Here is a 17,542-nt window from a genome sequence, read left to right on the forward strand (position 1 = left end):
TTTTTTTCTCTCAGGACAGCCAGCGCTTGCGCCGCTTGTAGTGCTTCACGTCGCGCATGTTCTTGCGCGATCCGCCTTCGCCGAAGCCGAGGTAGAACTCGCGCACGTCGTCGTTGCGCAGCATCTTGTCGGCCTCACCGTCGAGCACCACGCGGCCGTTTTCCATGATGTAGCCATAGTCGGCAATGGCCAGCGCCATCTGCGCGTTCTGCTCCACCAGGAGAATGCCCATGCCTTCTTGACGGCACAGGCGGGTGATGATTTCGAAAATCTCTTCGCTGATCTGTGGCGCCAGCCCGAGCGTGGGCTCGTCGAGCATCAGCAGTTTCGGGGACGACATCAGCGCGCGGCCGATGGCCACCATCTGCTGTTCGCCGCCCGACAGGTAGCCCGACACCGTGCTGCGTTTTTGCACCAGACGCGGGAACAGCCCATACACCATCTCCATCTGGCGCCTGGCGTCGGTCAGACTGCGCGTGTAGCCGCCCATCACGAGGTTTTCCTCGACCGTCAACTGGTCGAACAGGCGGCGCCCCTCGGGCACCATGACCACGCCGGCGCGCACGATTTCGTCCGGCGCCAGGCCGGTCAGCTGGCGGTTTTCAAACGTGATCTGGCCACCCTTGATCTCACCGTCTTCCGGATACAGCACGCCCGAAATGCCTTTGAGCGTGGTTGATTTTCCGGCCCCGTTGGAACCGAGCAGGGCGACGATGCGACCTTTGCCGACGGCCAATGAGGCCTCTCGCACCGCCTCGATGGTGTTGTCGTAAACGATCTGGACATTGGTGAGATTCAGCATGACAGGCCGTTCCTTGCGCCGTGCTGCAGGGGCTCAACCATTGAACGGGTCTGCCGGTCGAGCGTAGTGGAGGGGTGCGCCAGGATGGCAGCCGCAGTCGTGCAGACCTTCGGCTCGGATGGGCCGGATTCATGGGCGCGACCATGGCCTCTGGTTTCCAGGGTACCGGTCGGGGGGGCAGTGAATTTTCTCAAAGTTTGTCCCGTGTTGGCCGTGTTGGGTAGGCGGCTTGCCTGCCTTGTGCCTTGCCGTTCTGCGAGGTATGCATCGTGCCTTGTTTATAGGGTATTAATCTAACGATAGTTAGGTTTGCGTCAACTCGGGAAATCCCTATGCCGGTGCCGACGACTCCGGTTGCGAGTGCGAGCGGCAACTTCTGCCCAGGCTCGCTTCCGAATGGGAGCCGGTGATTCAGCGTCTCTCGGCTACATCCCCGCGTAGTTCGGCCCGCCGCCGCCTTCGGGCGTGACCCAGACGATGTTCTGCGTCGGGTCCTTGATGTCGCAGGTCTTGCAGTGCACGCAGTTCTGGGCGTTGATCTGCAGCCGGTCCGAGCCGTCGTCGTTCTTCACGAACTCGTAGACGCCGGCCGGGCAGTAGCGGCTCTCGGGGCCGGCGTATTTCGCCAGGTTGATCTGCACCGGCACGCTGGCGTCCTTGAGCGTCAGGTGCGCGGGCTGGTTTTCTTCGTGGTTGGTGTTGCTGACGAATACGCTGGAGAGCCGGTCGAAGGTGAGCTTGCCGTCGGGCTTGGGGTAGCTGATCTGCGGCATCTCGGCGGCCGGGCGCAGGGTGGCGTGGTCGGCCTGGGTGCGGTGAATCGTCCAGGGCGGACGCTTGATGCCGAGCCTGGGCAACAGCCACTGTTCAATGCCGGTCATCAGGGCGCCGACGAGGCTGCCCTTCTTGAACCACTGCTTGAAGTTGCGCGACTGGTCGAGTTCGGTGTGCAGCCAGCTGTTTTCGAACGCAGCGGGGTAGGCGCTGAGTTCGTCGCTGCTGCGTCCGGCGGCCAGGGCTTCAAACGCGGCTTCGGCGGCCAGCATGCCGCTCTTGATGGCGGCGTGGCTGCCCTTGATGCGTGCGGCGTTCAGGTAGCCGGCATCGCAGCCGATCAGCGCGCCGCCCGGGAACACGGTCTTGGGCAGGCTGAGCAGGCCGCCGGCGGTGATGGCGCGCGCGCCGTAGCCGATGCGCTTGCCGCCTTCGATGTGGGCGCGAATGGCCGGGTGGGCCTTCCAGCGCTGCATTTCCTCAAAGGGGCTGAGCCAAGGGTTTTTGTAGTCGAGTCCGGTGACGAAGCCAAGCGTGACCTTGCTTCCTTCCAAGTGGTAGAGAAAGCCGCCGCCGTAGGTCTGGCTGTCCATCGGCCAGCCGGCCGTGTGCACCACCCGGCCGGGTTGGGCGCGGGCCGGGTCGATCTCCCACAGTTCCTTGATGCCGATGGCATGGCTTTGCGGATCGCGGCCTTCGTCGAGCTTGTATTTGGCGATGAGCTGCTTGCCCAGGTGGCCGCGCGCGCCTTCGGCAAAGATGGTGTACTTGGCGTGCAACTCCATGCCGGGCTGGAAGCCGTCGTGCGGCTGGCCGTCCTTGCCAATGCCAAGGTTGCCGGTGGCTACACCTTTGACCGAACCGTTGTCGTTGTACAGCACCTCGGCGGCTGTGAAGCCGGGGAAGATTTCCACGCCCAAGCCTTCAGCCTGCTCGCCCAGCCATTGGGTCAGGGCGCCCAGGCTGATGACGTAGTTGCCCTCGTTGTGGAAGCAGTCGGGCACCAGGAAGTTGGGCGTGCGCCTGGCACCGGTTTCGCTCAGGAAAAGCACGTCGTCACCGGTGACGGGTTGGTTCAGCGGTGCGCCCAGCTCCTTCCAGTTGGGGAAGAGTTCGTTCAGCGCGATCGGATCCATGACCGCGCCGGAGAGGATGTGAGCACCGGGCGCGGAGCCTTTTTCCAGCAGCACCACCGAGACGTCCTCGCCCTTTTCTGCCGCGAGCTGCTTGAGGTGGATGGCCGTGGCCAAACCGCCGGGGCCGGCGCCCACCACCACCACGTCATATTCCATCGCTTCGCGGGGGCCGTATTGATCGAGCAGGGAGGTGGGCTTCATGCGGAGAGAATCAAAAAAGTTGGCGGCCCAGGGGCCGAAGCTGGCGATGGGGGTGGTTCAGGGGCCGTTGTCGGCCGGCAGCGGTGGTGCGGTGCGCGGTGCACCGTCACGCTTGTAGACCATGACCGTGCGCTTGAAGGTGCAGACAATGACGCCGCCCTGGTTGTAGCCTTCTGTGCGCACCGTCACGACGCCGACGTTGGGGCGCGATCGCGACTCGCGCTTGTCCAGCACCGTGGAGCGGGAATAGATAGTGTCGCCCTCGAACACCGGATGCGGCAGCCGGACTTCGTCCCACCCGAGGTTGGCCAGGACGTTTTGCGAGACATCGCTCACCGTCTGGCCCGTCACCAGAGCCAGTGTGAGGCAGGAGTTGACGAGAGGGCGGCCGAACTCTGTCTGCGCAGCGTAGTGGGCGTCGAAGTGCAGTGGCGCCGTGTTTTGCGTCAACAATGTGAACCAGATATTGTCCTGCTGGGTCAGGGTGCGCCCGAGGGCATGCCGATACTCGTCGCCGACATCGAAGTCTTCGTAGAACCGGCCGCGCCAGCCTTCCTTGACAGTCATTTGTTGCTCCTGAGGCTGGTTGTCCAATTTGAGGGCCCACAGACGCAGCCGGTCAGCGTGCATCTGAGCCACATGGGCGACATGAGGACTATTACTGTCGGTCCCTCAGCCCGGCCTGTCGAAGTTGCCAGCCATGCATCGCGGTTATGCTTTATCATGCGTGAGGATTCCATCGAACACGATTGCTGTGATTTGGCGAGAGAAGTCCTGAAAAGAGCCGCGTTGTGGGTTGTACCACTCGACGGTCCAATTCAATGCGCCAATCACGAAAAGCCGAATCACTGACGTGCTCGCGTCTTGGCGCAATTCGCCGCAAGCCAGGGCCGATTCGAACAGACTATCCCAATAGTCTGCGTAAGCCCGCCGCACGACCTTGTGGCGATTTTTTGCGTTGGTTGGGATTTGGCCATAGATTCGAATGTTGGCCGACGTGAAGTCTCCATGGTGGAGCATTCCCCAGAGGTGGCCTTCGATGCCAGCGGCAATTCGTTCACGCCAGGGTGCGCTCTCTGGAAGAGCGTTAATACGGGCGCGGACAGTTTCTGCGACGATCGTGATACCCTTGTCCAGTACTTCGCCAAGGATCTCTTCCTTCGATTCGAAGTGATAATAGATACTGCCGGCTTTGACTCCGGCCGCGTCGGCAACTTCGCGCAGGGTGGTGGCGGCAAAGCCATGGTGTCTGAACAGTCGTGCAGCTTCGAGCAGGATGCGCTCGCGTGTAACAGGGGCTTCGGTGGCATTGGCGGCGGATTCAGAACGTGGCTTGATGGTCATGTCGGTCGTTAGTTAGGTTGAACAAACCGATCGTAGCAGACGGACCTTGTGATGAGACTACAGGCGATCAGCTTCGCGCGCTACGTGCCCGGGACGCCAAGTATTGGTTTACTTGCTGTCACCAGCCCACTGTCGAAAATTCGGTTGACGTTTTTCCAGGAAAGCGCGGACGCCTTCTTTGGATTCGGCCGTGTCATAGTACAGGCTCAGCGCTTGAAGTCCCAGGCTGCCGATGCCGCGAATGTGCTCGGTGGATGCGTTGAACGAGCGTTTCGCGATCGCCAGAGCGGTCGGGCTTTTCTCGACAATTTCCTTGCACCAGCGGGCGACTTCGGCGTCGAGCTGGTCGTGGGGAACGACGGTGTTGCATAGACCCATGGCCAAGGCCTCCTGCGCATTGTAGCGGCGGCACATGTACCAGATCTCGCGTGCTTTCTTTTCGCCAACCACATGGCTCAGGTAGGCCGTGCCCCAACCGGGGTCGACCGAACCGACTTTGGGTCCGACCTGGCCAAACACCGCTTTTTCCGATGCAATGGTCATGTCACACAAGGTGGCGAGCACGTTGCCGCCGCCAATGGCGTAGCCCTGCACGCGGGCGATCACGGGCTTGGGTACGTCACGAATGGCGCTGTGAAACTCTTCCACCGGGATGCCGATGGTGCCCCTGCCGTCGTACTGGCCTGCATGAGCCGACTGATCGCCGCCAGTGCAGAAAGCACGGTCACCCGTGCCCGTGAGCACAATGGCGGCGATTCGCTTATCCCAGCCTGCTTTCATGAATGCCTGCAACAACTCTTCGACTGTCTGGCCGCGAAACGCATTCATCACGTCGGGGCGGTTGATCGCGATGTAGGCCACCGAGTCGCGTTCTTCGTAGATGATGTCCTTGAATTCCATGAATTTTCCTTGTTTGGTATTTCAACGTCGCATGCCTGCCGACCATGCCCAGGCGTTTACCCAATCATGCTGTATCCACCAGACACTGAAAGAACCTGCCCGGTGACATGACCCGCAGCCTTCGCTGAAGACAGGAATACCACCGCATTGGCAATATCCTGCGGCCGTCCCACCTTGCGCAGCGGCAGCGCCTTGGCGACTTTTTCCAGTTGCTCCGGCGTGAACATGCTGCCGGCATCGATCCACATGCTGCTTCCGCCCACTTCGTCGGTGGTGCTCGGGATCGTGACGCCGGGGCATACCACGTTGCAGCGGATGCCGTAACGCCCGTTTTCCTTGGCGATCGTTTTCATGAAGCTGTTGATGGCGGCCTTGACGCCGCCATACACCGCTTCACGTGGCTCACCTTGTCGGCTGGCGTCGGAACTGATGGAGACGATGGAGCCGGCGTTGCGAGGAACCATGACTTCAAGCGCGGTCTTGGTGCAGTTGAGAACGCCGAGGTAGTTGATGTTGATGATCTTTTGCCACAGGTCGGGGGTCGTCTGCGTGAAGAACATCAACTGGTCCCAGCCGACGTTGTTGACAAGGACATCGACGCCGCTGAACTTGTCCGTGGCCGCCTTGAACATGGCTTGCACCTGGTCGAGCTTGGTGACATCGGTCTTGACAACCTGCGCCGACGCCGCGCCGCTCGCCAACGCGAGTTCTGCCGTCTTTTGCGCCTGCTTGTCGTCGATGTCCCCGATGGTGATGTTGGCGCCTTCCGCGGCGAAGCCGAGCACGATGCCGCGGCCAATGTTCGAGCCGCCACCAGTGACGATGACCGATTTACCTTTTAGATCGAGATCCATATTTATTACTCCTTGCGCTTTTGGCGCCACATTTGTGTGGTTGATATTATAGCTGTCAAACGATAGTTAGGTAAAGTGGCCGGATTTTCCTGTGTTTGGTCGTGGGCTTTGCAGCTACCATGGCAATTCGCTGTGGCATAAGTTGCCACCGGTCGATTCAAGAGATGGATGAAAATCCGAAAAACAGGATGGGAAGGGCATGATCGGTGCCAACACGCCTGACCGTGCCCCTCCCAAGGGATGGCAATTACTGTTTGTTCTTGGCGAACTCGCCGGATTCTTTCTTCACGATGTCCTGGATCACGTCGTCATACGCCGAGAACCAGTCAGTCTGGGGCACCCACTTGGCGCCATCCCACATGTCGATGCGCGTCTTGCCTCCGCCGCCATGGTCCTTGGCGGTCACCGTTACGGGGGCGATCAGGGCTTCGGCATCAAAGTTTTTCAGGCTTTCCATACCGCGCTTCATTTTGTCAGGCGTGATGGGCCAGCCATTTTGTTTGATGGCCAGGCGAGCGCCCTCGAAAACGCTGGCATAGATGGCCAGACCGGTGTTGTAGTAAATATCGCTGAGATGCTTGCGGTCACCGCTGCCCTTGCCTTTCTCATACAGGTCCTTGATGATCTGCTGGATCAGCGGGTGGCTCTGTCCACCCACCACGTTGGTGCCGCGCTTGAGGCCTTTTGCGTTTTCCAGACCGATGTTGGCGAGGTCAACTTCGTTGAGCCAGTTGACGGAAAGGTATTTGTCCATCGAAATGCCGTTGCGCTTCATCTCGCGCGCTGCGACAACATGCATGCTGGCCAGATTCCAGCTGATCACCCAATCGGGGTTGATACGGCGGATCTGAGTCCAGGCTGCGGATTGGTCATTGCCCGGCATCGGGTTGGGAATGAGTTGCAAATCAAAACCTTCCTTGGCCGCGAGCGTCTTCAGCACGCCGATCGGCTCCTGCCCGAACGGATAGTCGGGGTAGATGAATGCGATCTTCACGCCCTTGAGGTTGCCGTTGGCCTTGGTTTTGATGTAGTGAATATTGTTGGCCATTTGGCCCCAATAGGTTGGCCCAATGGGGAAAATCCACTTGAACACATCACCATCGACCGCATCGCCACGGCCTACGAAAGATTGCACCATCACATTGCCATCCGCCATGGCGCGAGGCAGAACGGCGCGGGAAACCGGCGTGGACAGGAAATCGAAGGCAATGGCGCCTTCGCGTTTCATCTTTTCGTAGCACTCGATGCCACGCTGCGGCTCGTTGCCATGGTCTTGAACCAGGATCTCGATGGGGTGGCCTTCGATGCCGCCTTTCTGGTTCAATATCTTGGCATAGTCATTCACCGCCTGGGTAATTTGCGGCGTGACAAAGCCGTAGGACTTGCTCAGGTCATAACAAAGCGCGAATTTGATGGGCTGGGCTTGCGCCTGTGCAGACTGCAGACCGGCAAGCGCCAATCCCAGACCTGCCACGATAGAAAGTAACTTGGATCTCATGTCTGTTCTCCTAAGAATCGTACGGGTTAAAAGAAGTCCGATGGGCACGCCGTACAGTACGCCCCAAGACTGAACGCGAAACCGGATATCGACGTAGACAGGGTTTTACCCTCGGTCAGGTCAGCCAGCGCTTGCGCCGGCGATAGTGCTTGATGTCATGGAAATTGTGGCCTTCAGCGCCTCCGAGGTAAAACTCCTGGATGTCCGGGTTTTTCTTCATGGCTTCTGCGCTGTCATGCATCACCACGCGGCCGTTCTCGATCATGTAGCCATGCGAGACCACGTCCAGAGCGGCAATGGCGTTTTGCTCCACCAGCAGAACGGACAGACCTTCTTCCTTGTTGATGCGCCGGACAATGTCGAAAATCTCGGCCACGAGAAAGGGCGCCAGTCCCAGGCTGGGCTCATCGAGCATCAACAGCTTGGGCTGCGTCATCAGGGCGCGACCGATGGCCAGCATCTGCTGCTCGCCGCCTGACAGGTAGCCGGACTGCGCGGTACGCCGCTGATGCAAGCGCGGGAAGTAGGTGTAAACCATGTCTTTGTTTCGCAGCATGTCCTGGCGGCTGCCGCGGACGGCGGAGGCCGCGATCAGGTTCTCGTCAGGCGTCATGTGTTCAAACACGCGTCGACCCTCCAGCACATGAACGATACCGAGCTTGACGCGCTCCTGGGGCGCCAGCGCATCAATGTTCAGGCCCATGAAACGCACCTCGCCGCGGGTAACCAGGCCCCGCTCGGGGCGCAGCAAACCGCTGATCGACTTCAGCGTTGTACTTTTGCCGGCGCCGTTGGCCCCCAGCAGCGCCACCATGCCGCCTTGCGGCACATCAATCGACACGCCCTTGATGGCGAGCGACACGTGGTCGTAGATGACCTCGACGTTGTTCAGCGACAGCACCGGTGCAGGGCTCGCTGCGGGGTTGTGCATCAGCGTCGGGGCGGAAGTCAAGTTGTCAGTCGCGTGCATGATGTCATCTTTACTTTCGGGCGTAGCCGAAGGGCCAGACCAGCAGATAGTTGCGCAGGTTCGTGTACATCTTGCCCAGGCCCATCGGCTCGACCAGCAGGAACACAATGATCAAGGCACCATAAACCGCATGCGGGATGTGGGCCAGTGTTTCAACGCCGAGCGAGGCGCCTGCGAGCTGCGCCAGCCATGCGATCAGGCTGTTCATCAGGCCAGGCATCAACAGAATGAAGGCGGCCCCAAAATAGCTGCCGATGATGCTGCCCAGCCCGCCGACGATCACCATGGCCAGCAACTCGATCGACACGTTGACGGCGAATTGCTCTGGTGTGGCCGCCCGGTAGAAGGTGAAAATCAGGATGGCGCCGCTGACGCCGCCGATGAACGACGAAGTGGCGAACGCCACCAGCTTGTAGTACAGGCTGTGCACGCCGATGACGGCCGCGGCGAAGTCCTTTTCACGCACGGCGACGAGCGCGCGGCCAAGCGCGCTGCGGCGCAGATTGAGCATGAAGACTGTCACGAGCAGGCACCAGCCCAGCGCCACGTAATAGAGGCCGGTTTCCGACGTGACGGCCTGACCGAGCAAGCGCATCGCTGGTGCTTGCAGCGTGGCCTGGGAGCCGCCGCTGATGGCCGGCACATGGGAGATCACCCAGTCCATCACGAACTGCAGGGCCAGCGTGCTGAGCGCCAGATACAGGCCCTTCACGCGCAGCGCCGCGAAAGCGAAAACGATGCCGATGACTGCGGCCATCACGCCGCCGAGCACCACCGCGATCTCCCAGGGGATGCCGTTGCGCGCGCCATGCACTGCCGTGTAGGCGCCGATGCCCATGATGGCGGCGTAGCCGAAGTGGAACTGACCGGCCCAACCCAGGATCAGGTTCAAGCCGAGCACTGCCGCAGTCCACACCAGCCAGGGTAACAGGTGGGTGCTGAGGACGAGCGAGCTCATGGTGAGTGGCGCGGTTAATGCAAAGGCCAGCAGCAAGCCGATCATCCAGCGATCAGCAGGCAACGGGAAAAGTGCCCGCGCGTCCGCGTAACTGGTGTGAAAAATTCCTGATTGACGAAAAAGCATGGCCTTCAGATCCTTTCAATGTCGTGTCGCCCGAACAGGCCGTGGGGCCGAATCAGGATGGTCAGAATCAGCGTCGCGGCTACCACCAGGTCGCGGCTACCACCGCCAACCAATGGGTCGAGATAGCCTGACGCAACACCTTCAAGAAGACCCAGTAGCAAGCCGGCCAGAATAGCCCCGCCGATGCTGTCAAGACCGCCCAGAACGGCGACGGTCAAGCCCTTGAGTAAAAGCAGCGCCAGCCCTTGATTGACTCCTTGAACCGATCCCCACAACACGCCGGCCGTTGTCGCCAGAACCGAGGACATGGCCCAGGAAAAAGCCACCCCGCGCTCAACCGATATGCCGATTGACCAGGATGCGATGTAGTCATCAGAGATGGCGCGCAGGACAATGCCCCTGCGCGTGCGAAAGAAGAAAAAGAAGATTGCAAACAGTGCCGCGGCAACCACGGCCCCCACCACGTAGGAGCGATTGAGCAGCAGCGGCCCCAGAAACAGCGGTTCGTCGCTGATGCCGATGGACATTGGACGACTTGAGCCGCCCCAGATGGCCATCGTTGTCGCGCGTATGAAGATATCCAGCCCCAGCGTCATCATCAGAATCATGATGATGGGACGGCCCGCCAGTCGGCGCAAGGCCACCCGCTCGATGCCCATGCCGACGAAAAACATCGTCCCCATGGCCAGAGGAATGGCCGTCCACATGGGAAGGCCGATGCCGTTGGCGATGGCCAGAACCACGTAGGCGCCCAGCATGGTCATCGCACCTTGCGCCAGGTTGGGCACAGAGGACGACTTGTAGATGAGCACGATTCCCAGCGCCACCAATGAGTACATCAACCCCGACAGTGCGCCATTGATGGCCAACTCGGCAAACAGTGAAAAGTCCATGATTTAAATCTCCTGCACCGAGAGTTGGCGCTCGATGGTGCCGACCTCCCCGGATTCGTATGTGATCTGCGCCTTCATCGTGACCGTCTTCTGGCCGCCGTAGATCGCGTCAATGATGGGTGCATAACGCTCTTCCACCACGTTGCGGCGCAACTTGCGTGTTCGCGTGACCTCCCCATCATCGGGGTCGAACTCCTTGTGCAGCGACACGAAGTGATGCAGTTTCAGTCCGTCCGGCAGGATGCTGTTGACGCGTTTGACCGCTGCCGTGACCAATTCGATCACCTCGGGGTTTTGCGACAGGTCGGCATAGGACATGTAGGAAATGCCCCGTACCTCGGCCCAATGGCCAACCGGTTCCTTGTCGATGCAGATGATGGCCGCCAGCGTGTCGCGACCGCTCCCGAGCACCGCCACATCCTTGATGTACGGACTGAACTTGAGGCGGTTCTCGATGTAGTTCGGGATGTAGCGTTCGCCTTTGGCGGTGTGCACCACCTCCGACAAACGCCCGAGCACCACCATATGCCCGTCAGGCTCGACATAACCGGCATCACCCGTGCGCAGCCAGCCATCCTCCAGTGCTTCCCGGGTGGCATTTTCAAGTTTGTAGTAACCGGAAAACACACTCCCGGATCGAACCATGATCTCGCCGTTGTCGCCGATTTTGACCTCAACCCCCGGCAATGGCCTGCCGACCGTGTGCAGGCGTACTTCTTCGGTGTCCTGCAAGGCATTGAAAGCGCTGCTTTCGGTTTGACCATAGAACTGTCGCAGTTTCACGCCCAGCGCGCGGTAAAACACGAAAGTATCCTCTCCAATGGCCTCGCCGCCGGTGAAGGCATTGCGCAGGCGGGTCAGCCCCAACTGGTCCTTGATCGGCCCGAAGATCAGCCACTCGCCCAGCTGCCGCATCAATCGCTCTTTCAGGTGGGGCGGTTTTCCCTCGAGTTTGCGTCGTTCAGCGGCCAGCGCGGAGTTCATGAAAACATCGTAAAACCATTTTTTGAGCGGCGTCGAATCCTCCATGCGCACCTGGATGGTGGTCAGCATGTTGTCCCAGCTTCGGGGTGCCGCCAGATAGAAAGTGGGCGCGACCTCGCGCAGGTCATGCAGCACCGTTTCCTGCCGCTCGGGAATGTTGATGGTGAAGTGCAGCGCAACACCGGCGCCGACCGTGATCGCAAAGTCACCCACCCAGGCCATGGGCAGATAGGCGAGGATGTCCTCGCCAAAGGTGAAGGCGCCACCGCGATGGGCGTTGCCAACCCCGGCGAGCAAATTCCTGTGGCTCAGCACCACGCCCTTCGGTTTGCCCGTGGTTCCCGACGAGTGCACGAACACGGCTGGTCCTTCGGGCCGTGCCCGTTCGATCAAGGTATTTCGCAGTTTCGGTTCGGCACGCAGGCGATCCGCACCAATGGCCTGCAACTTTTCCCACGACACCAGCCCGGGATTCGGATAGCTGGCCAAGCCGCGTGGTTCGTCGTAGATGATGCTGGTGATCGTCGCGCCCCGATCACCCAGATCGAGCACCTTGTCGACCTGTTCCTGATCTTCGGCCAGGACAAAGCGGACATTCGCCTCATGCATGAAGTGATGGATTTCGTCATGCGTGGCGTCGGGGTAGACCGGCATCGCGTAGCCGCCCAACATGCCAGCCGCGAGCATGCCCATGTAAAGCCGGGGCCGGTTGTCGCCCAGCACCAGCAAGGCATCCTCGGCGCCAAACCCGAGACTTTCCATGCCGGCCGCGCAGGCGAGCGTGGCATCCAGCATTTGCGACCAGGTGGTCTCCTGCCATATTCCCAGGTTTTTTTCGCGCATGGCCACGCGATGGCCCAGCAACTCGGCGTTGCGGGCCAGGATGCGGATGAGGGTGGTGTCGGTGCCCAGGTCCCAGGTTGTGGTGCTACCGCCCTTGGCGATGTCAATGTCAGTGCGTTGCATGCGCACCTCCCAGGTAGGCCTTGATCACGCGCTCATCCTTCATCACCTCGGCAGGAATTCCGGTTCCTATGGTTTCACCATAGCTGAGCACCATCATGCGATCACAGATGCCGGTGATCACGTCCATGTGGTGCTCGATCAGCAGCACGGTGACATGGCGCTCGTCGCGCGCATCGAGAATAAAGCGCGCCATGTATTCCTTTTCCTCCTGGTTCATGCCGGCCATGGGTTCGTCAAGAACCAGGAAGCTGGGCTCGGCCACCAGCGCGCGCGCCAGTTCGACGCGTTTTTTCAGCCCGATCGGAATGCTGTCCACCAGTTCGTCACGCACGCTCTGAAGCTGCAGGAAATCGATGATTTCCTCGACCTTGAGGCGGTGCGCCATCTCGTCCTTGCGACCCAGCCACCAATACAGGGCGGTTTTTGCCACGCCGGGCTTCATGTGGATGTGGCGGCCCAGCAGGATGTTGTCAAGCACGCTCATGCCGTTGAAGAGCGCCAGGTTCTGGAAGGTGCGCGCCACGCCCAGGGCGGCGACCTTGTGGGGCGCCATGCCGGTGATGTCGCGGCCATTGAGCCATATGCTGCCGACCTGGGGTGGGAAGAAGCCGGTGATGGCGTTGGTCATGGTCGTCTTGCCGCTGCCGTTGGGCCCGACCAGGCCAAAGATCTCCCCGCGCTCGATGCGCAGATTGACCCCGGTCAACGCGACCAGACCGCCGAACCGCCGCTCCAGCCCCCGGCATTCAAGGACGGGTGCTGGTGCCTCGTTGCTGGCTTGCATCGGAGCCGACCCCTGCTCTCTGGTACTGCTATTGGTACTGATGGTGTTGATCACTGAAGGTGCCTATGACATTGCACGGTCGACCATCTGCCTGTGCGCAGCTTGCCGACTCGATTTCTGTTCTGCATAAAAGATTTTTATTTTAGAGCCTAACATTAGTTAGGTATCTGGGGGTTTCCCTACTCTCTGACAGGCAGGGTTCATTCCTCAACGTGTTCCACGATGGTTTCCCGCGCGATCATTGCGTCAACGGTGGCGGCGCCGTAGCCGTGTTCAATGAGCAGCTCGCGCGTGTGCTGGCCAAAGCGCGGCGGGGCGCTGTGCGCCCGGCCCGGTGTGCGTGACAGCTTGACCGGGATGCCGATGCCCGCCACGCCCTCCACCTGCACGACCATGTCCCGGTGCAGGGTGTGGGGGTCGGTCAGTACCTGAGGAACGGTCCTGACGGCACCGGCCGGAATGCCGGCTGCCAGCAGTTCTTGGCACAGCCACTCGCCATCCACCTTCAGCAGGTGCTCCTCGAGCAGGGCGCGTAGCGCATCACGGTGCCGAAAACGCTCGGCGTTGGTGGCAAAGCGCGGCTCGTCGGCCATTTCGGGACGGCCGAGGAACTCGCACAGCTTTTTCCACTGTCCGTTGTTGCCGATCCCCAGGAAGACCTCGCAGGTCTGGGTGGCAAACTTGTCGTAGGGCACGATGTTGGAGTGCGCATTGCCGCTGAGCTTGGGTGTCTGGCCCGACTGCAGCCAGTTGGCGCTTTGCGGGTGCAGCAGCGACACGGCTGTGTCGTAGAGCGTGGCCTCGACGAACTGCCCGCGCCCGGAGCGCTGCCGCTCGATCACCGCCAGCAGCACGCCGATCACGGCCGACAGGCCGGTGGCGATGTCCACCACCGGGACCCCGACCCGCAGCGCTCCGGTGTCCGGCGTGCCGTTGACGCTCATCAGGCCGCCCAGTGCCTGTGCCACCGCGTCGTAGCCCGGTGCGCCGCCGAGCGGTCCATCGGCGCCAAAGCCGCTGACCCGGCAGTGGATCAAGCGCGGGAAGCGTTCGCGCAGCGTCTGCTCATAGCCGATGCCCCAGCGCTCCAGCGTGCCGATCTTGAAGTTCTCGATCAGCACGTCGGCGTCTTCCAGCAGCTTGAGCACGATCTCGCGACCCTCGGGCTTCGACAAGTCGATCACGATATCGCGCTTGTTGCGGTTCAGCCCGTTGTAGTAGGCCGCCGTGCCGTCGTCGGCAAAGGGTGGGCCCCAGGCGCGGGTTTCGTCGCCGGCGGGCGGCTCGACCTTGATGACCTGCGCGCCGTGGTCGGCCAGGATCTGGCCGCTGTAGGGCCCGCCGAGCACGCGCGACAGGTCGATCACCTTCAGGCCGGCCAGGGCGCCGAAGGCGGGCAGGGGAGCATTGGTACTCATGGCGGCTGTCAGTACGAGCGCGGCAGGCCCATCACGTGCTCGGCAATGTGGTTGAGCACCATTTCACGGTTCAGCGGCGCGGTGCGCAGCAGGCGCACCAGGCCGTACAGATCGTACATGCCGTATTCCTTGGTGAAACCGTTGCCGCCGAAGCACTGGATCGCGCTGTCGACGGCGTGAATGCCGGCCTCGGCGGCGGCGTACTTGGCCATGTTGGCAAATTCGCCGGCGGGCAGGCCCTGGTCGAAAGCCCAAGCGGCCTTGAGCGCCATCAGCGAAGCCATCTCGATCTCGCTGCGCGCCATCGCCAGCGGGTGCTGCACGCCCTGGTAGGCGCCGATGGGGGTATTGTTGAACACCTTGCGGTCGTTGGCGTAGGCCACGGCCTTCTTCAGTGCGAAGCGGCCGACGCCGGTGCACAGGCCCGACAGGATGATGCGCTCGGGGTTGAGGGTGTCGAACAGGATGTTGAAGCCCTTGCCGACCTCACCCAGCACGTCGGCTTCGGTCAGCGCCACGTCGTCAAAGAACACCTGCCACTGCGTCTCGGGCACCGGGAACGCAATCGGAATCAGCGTCTTGCTGATGCCCTTCTTCTTCATGTCGACCATGAAGATGGTGAAGCCGTCGGTCTTCTTCTTCACGTCGGCGCGCGCCGTGGTGCGGGTGACGACCATGGCGTAGTCGGCGCAATTGGCATCGGTGATGAAGACCTTCTGGCCGTTGAGCTTGAAGCCGCCCTTGCCGTCGGACTTGGCGATGCTGGTGATCTCGATCGAGTTCGAGCCGGCGTTGGGTTCGGTGATGGCGAAGCAGAACTTGATCTCGCCGGTGCAGCCGCCCGGCAGAAAGCGGCGCTTCATGTCCTCGCTGGCATGCTTGGCCAGCAGGCCCATGGTCATGGTGGGGCCGACCACCAGATTCAGCAGCGGAATGCCGTTGTTGGAAAGTCCTTCCATGAACAGCAGCATCTCGGTCATGCCCTGGCCGGCACCGCCATAGGCCTCGGGCACCATGATGCCGAGAAAGCCATCGTCGGTGATCTGTTTGTACAGTTCGGTCGGGCGCTCGTTCTTCTCGGCGTAGCCTCTCCAGTAGTTGTGGTCGAACTGCTTCGAGATACGGTCGCCGTACTCGTAGATCATCCGTTGTTCCTGGGTCAGGTTGAAATCCATGGGGACTCCTTTCTTAATTTACAGTTGGGCGGAAGGGAACTTGGGCGCGCGCTTCTCGCGTACCGAGGCCACGCCTTCCTTGGCGTCCTCACCCAGGAAGCACAGCATCTCCATCGCCAGTGAACTCTCGAAAATCGGGCGCGCCAGGTTCATCCAGCCGTTCAGGGAGCGCTTGGTGAAGCGGATCGCCTGCTGGCTGCCATTGGCCAGCTTGTTGGCCACGGCCATCGCCTTGTCCATCAGCTCGGCGCGCGGCACGCACAGGCTGACCAGGCCGATGCGCTCGGCTTCCTTGCCGGTTACGAAATCGGCTGTCAGCAGGTAGTACTTGGCCTTGGCCATGCCGCACAGCAGCGGCCACAGGATCGCGGCGTGGTCGCCGGCGGCGACACCGATCTTGACGTGGCCGTCGGTGACCTTGGCCTCCTCGGCCATGATGCTGATGTCGGCCAGGAAGGCCACCGCCAGACCGGCACCCACGGCCACGCCATTGATGGCCGAGATGATGGGCTTGTCGCAGGCCATCATGTTGTAGACCACGTCCGCAGCCTCGGTCATGGTGTTGGCGATTTCCTTGGGGTTGCCGACCATGTTGCCTACCCAATCCAGGTCGCCACCAGCCGAGAAGGCCTGGTCGCCGGCACCGGTGATGACCGCCACCTTGGTTTTTGGATCGTCATTGACGACGCCCCAGACCTTGGTCAGTTCCCAATGCAGGCGGGCATTGGTGGCGTTCATCACCTCGGGGCGGTTGATGGTGATCAACAGCACGCCATTGGGCTTGTTTTCGAACTTGAGGAATTGAAAGTCAGCGTAGTTCATCTTGAGGCTCCTTGAAAAAAATGGGAAAGTTGGGAAAAAGGGGAGAAGAAAGATCAGTGAATGTCAGCGCAGCTCGGCGCGGCCGTTGTTCAGCACGACGATGTCGCGTTCGACGGCGCGGGCGCGGAACGACACGATCTTGCCATCCACCCAGATCTCGGTGCGTATCGTTTCGCCGGGATAAACCGGTGACGAAAAGCGCACATCCAGCGACTGCAGGGCGCTCGGGTCGCCGCCGCACACGCTTTGGGTGAGGGCCCAACCGGCAATGCCATAGGTGGCCAGGCCGTGCAGGATGGGCCGCTCGAAGCCGGCCGCGCGCGCCACTGCCGGCTCCGCATGCAGCGGGTTGTAGTCGCCCGAGAGCCGGTAGATCAGCGCGGCGCGTGGCTGTGTGGCGAAATCGGTGCTGTGGTCGGCCGCGCGCGCGGGCAGCTCGTGCACGGCTTTGACGGGGCCGGCCGGGCCACCAAAGCCGCCGTCGGCGCGGCAGAAGGTGGTCGAGCTCAGCGTCGCCAGTAGCGCGCCGCTGGCGGCGTCAGTCACCGCGCGCTCGGTGTAAATCAGCGAGCCCTTGCCAGGCCCCTTGTCGATGATCTGGCTCACCCGCGTGCGCCCGATCACCTCGCCCTCGGGTGGCACCGGCCGGTGCAGGCGCAGGCCCTGTTCGCCATGCACCAGCCGCACCCAGTCAACGCCGGTGGCCGGGTCCTTGAGCCACATGCCCGGGTAGCCCAGCACCACCGGCAGCGTGGGCAGCGCCAGCAGGTCCTTTTCATAGACAAAGCGCAGCTCGGTCTCGTTGGTCGGGTCGCTGCCCAGGCCGATGCCCAGCGCATACAGCATGGTGTCGCGTTGCGTGTAGCGATGGCGCACGTCCTCGAACGGCCATGCCATCAGGTGCTCGTAGTTGATCGCCATGATGCTAGGCGCCGCA

16 protein-coding genes are annotated in these 17,542 nt (G+C 61.4%); all 16 read right to left on the minus strand.

What is annotated here, in order from left to right; translation table 11 throughout:
* Positions 1–10 precede the first annotated feature (10 nt).
* Positions 11–802, minus strand: a complete 792-nt coding sequence (locus tag B7G52_RS06510; protein WP_096666973.1) for an ABC transporter ATP-binding protein — start codon at positions 800–802, stop codon at positions 11–13.
* A 425-nt stretch (positions 803–1,227) separates the two neighbouring features.
* Positions 1,228–2,913 (minus strand): electron transfer flavoprotein-ubiquinone oxidoreductase, encoded by a 1,686-nt coding sequence (locus B7G52_RS06515; protein WP_096666971.1) that lies wholly within the window; start codon positions 2,911–2,913, stop codon positions 1,228–1,230.
* 57 nt (positions 2,914–2,970) lie between these two features.
* Complete coding sequence (locus B7G52_RS06520) at positions 2,971–3,480, minus strand: MaoC family dehydratase (protein WP_096696815.1); 510 nt, start codon at positions 3,478–3,480, stop codon at positions 2,971–2,973.
* A gap of 144 nt (positions 3,481–3,624) precedes the next feature.
* Positions 3,625–4,257, minus strand: coding sequence for a TetR/AcrR family transcriptional regulator (locus B7G52_RS06525; protein WP_096696816.1), 633 nt, complete (start codon positions 4,255–4,257; stop codon positions 3,625–3,627).
* Between the two features lie 108 nt (positions 4,258–4,365).
* A complete protein-coding gene (badI, locus tag B7G52_RS06530; RefSeq protein WP_096696817.1) occupies positions 4,366–5,157 on the minus strand; it encodes a 2-ketocyclohexanecarboxyl-CoA hydrolase in 792 nt (263 codons plus the stop codon).
* A 56-nt stretch (positions 5,158–5,213) separates the two neighbouring features.
* Positions 5,214–6,011 (minus strand): SDR family NAD(P)-dependent oxidoreductase, encoded by a 798-nt coding sequence (locus B7G52_RS06535; protein WP_096696818.1) that lies wholly within the window; start codon positions 6,009–6,011, stop codon positions 5,214–5,216.
* 247 nt (positions 6,012–6,258) lie between these two features.
* Complete coding sequence (locus B7G52_RS06540) at positions 6,259–7,509, minus strand: ABC transporter substrate-binding protein (protein ID WP_096666961.1); 1,251 nt, start codon at positions 7,507–7,509, stop codon at positions 6,259–6,261.
* Positions 7,510–7,624: 115 nt separating this feature from the next.
* Positions 7,625–8,440 carry an ABC transporter ATP-binding protein gene (locus B7G52_RS06545; protein WP_096696819.1) on the minus strand — a complete coding sequence of 272 codons (816 nt, stop codon included), beginning with the start codon at positions 8,438–8,440 and terminating at the stop codon, positions 7,625–7,627.
* 49 nt (positions 8,441–8,489) lie between these two features.
* Positions 8,490–9,563 carry a branched-chain amino acid ABC transporter permease gene (locus B7G52_RS06550; protein WP_096696820.1) on the minus strand — a complete coding sequence of 358 codons (1,074 nt, stop codon included), beginning with the start codon at positions 9,561–9,563 and terminating at the stop codon, positions 8,490–8,492.
* Positions 9,564–9,568: 5 nt separating this feature from the next.
* Positions 9,569–10,456: a branched-chain amino acid ABC transporter permease gene (locus B7G52_RS06555; RefSeq protein ID WP_096696821.1), complete on the minus strand. Its 888-nt coding sequence runs from the start codon at positions 10,454–10,456 to the stop codon at positions 9,569–9,571.
* Between the two features lie 3 nt (positions 10,457–10,459).
* Positions 10,460–12,406, minus strand: a complete 1,947-nt coding sequence (locus B7G52_RS06560) for a long-chain fatty acid--CoA ligase (protein ID WP_096696822.1) — start codon at positions 12,404–12,406, stop codon at positions 10,460–10,462.
* A complete protein-coding gene (locus B7G52_RS06565; protein WP_096696823.1) occupies positions 12,393–13,190 on the minus strand; it encodes an ABC transporter ATP-binding protein in 798 nt (265 codons plus the stop codon). The genes B7G52_RS06560 and B7G52_RS06565 overlap by 14 nt, the downstream gene beginning before the upstream one ends.
* A gap of 200 nt (positions 13,191–13,390) precedes the next feature.
* Positions 13,391–14,608: a CaiB/BaiF CoA-transferase family protein gene (locus B7G52_RS06570; protein ID WP_096666951.1), complete on the minus strand. Its 1,218-nt coding sequence runs from the start codon at positions 14,606–14,608 to the stop codon at positions 13,391–13,393.
* Between the two features lie 8 nt (positions 14,609–14,616).
* Complete coding sequence (locus B7G52_RS06575) at positions 14,617–15,783, minus strand: acyl-CoA dehydrogenase family protein (RefSeq protein ID WP_096666949.1); 1,167 nt, start codon at positions 15,781–15,783, stop codon at positions 14,617–14,619.
* 18 nt (positions 15,784–15,801) lie between these two features.
* Positions 15,802–16,605, minus strand: a complete 804-nt coding sequence (locus B7G52_RS06580; RefSeq protein ID WP_096666947.1) for an enoyl-CoA hydratase/isomerase family protein — start codon at positions 16,603–16,605, stop codon at positions 15,802–15,804.
* Positions 16,606–16,668: 63 nt separating this feature from the next.
* Positions 16,669–17,526: a MaoC/PaaZ C-terminal domain-containing protein gene (locus B7G52_RS06585; protein WP_096696824.1), complete on the minus strand. Its 858-nt coding sequence runs from the start codon at positions 17,524–17,526 to the stop codon at positions 16,669–16,671.
* Between the last annotated feature and the right edge of the window lie 16 nt (positions 17,527–17,542).

This window comes from Polaromonas sp. AER18D-145 (assembly GCF_002379095.1).
Lineage (GTDB): Bacteria > Pseudomonadota > Gammaproteobacteria > Burkholderiales > Burkholderiaceae_C > Polaromonas.